Genomic DNA, 990 nt, shown 5'->3' on the forward strand with positions numbered 1-990 from the left:
CAATAACTTCAATAAAAAAGCCAGCAGCTTAATTGCTACTGGCTTTTGGCTTTCTTAGACAAGAAATAGACACAAAGTAGTGAGGCGACACGATATTTGTCATCATTAAAGAGAAGCTTATAAATTTTGATCCTGTGGGCAAACTTTACACAAAAGATAGAAAAGCAAATTCAATGATCTATGTCCGGTGATATTCTCACCATGAATAGAGTATTAACTCTATTTCATACAATCAATAAAGGACATATTATGAAGAAAACCATCATTCTGTCTGTTCTCAGTACATTAGCACTTATTGGCTGCCAATCAGAGGAAACGCAAGTCAACAGTGTATCCAACGCAAAAGCGGAAGATATCACTAAGACGAAGCGTGCCCTAGCTCAACAATTGAGTGAGAACTATGCTGCCATTGAACCCATGTTGAGAAGAGATATTACTCCACAACAGACTAACGTGTCTGTATCAGCATTTGTTAAGCAAAACCCTAACTCAGAGTTCAGCCGCCAGCTTGTACAAGCTGACACTCAAATTCGTAGCTGGAAAGGTATTTCTGAATACTCTGATCAGTTGTTAGAAGTTCGCTTGGCAAATGAAGCCATGATAACAGCATGGCAAAGTGGCGAGGTCGAGCCATTATTTGCATTTGAACCAAGTGGTGATGATGAGAATTGGCAATACATCGAAGCATTTGATGTTTATGGCAACATCCATCAACTCGATGTTTACCAGCTCCCTGAGGTACCTGTACTTGTCGTTGATAACAATAGCTCTGCAGAGCTAAAAGCAGGCTTGCAAGCTATGCAAGCTGAGATGAAAAAACTCGGTCAACCAGCTTTAGTTCAACCATATATTGCTGATGAACAACGCCAAAATACACCGCTATTGTCAAATAGCGAAGCGGCTCCAATTCAAACCACGCAGTTGAAAAAGATCCGTCTAGCCGATGACAAAGAACCTTGGATCTCTGGCAAGGCAGAAATCTACGCTATC

General features: G+C 40.7%; 1 protein-coding gene. It reads left to right on the forward strand.

The annotated features are described in order from the left end of the window. Positions 1 to 249 precede the first annotated feature (249 nt). Positions 250 to 990 (forward strand): DUF3103 family protein (locus tag IQR33_RS27690; protein WP_193844233.1); only part of this gene is annotated, 741 nt, incomplete at its 3' end.

Origin of the sequence: Vibrio sp. OPT46 (genome assembly GCF_015163535.1) — a bacterium.
GTDB classification, from domain to species: Bacteria; Pseudomonadota; Gammaproteobacteria; order Enterobacterales; family Vibrionaceae; genus Vibrio; species Vibrio alginolyticus.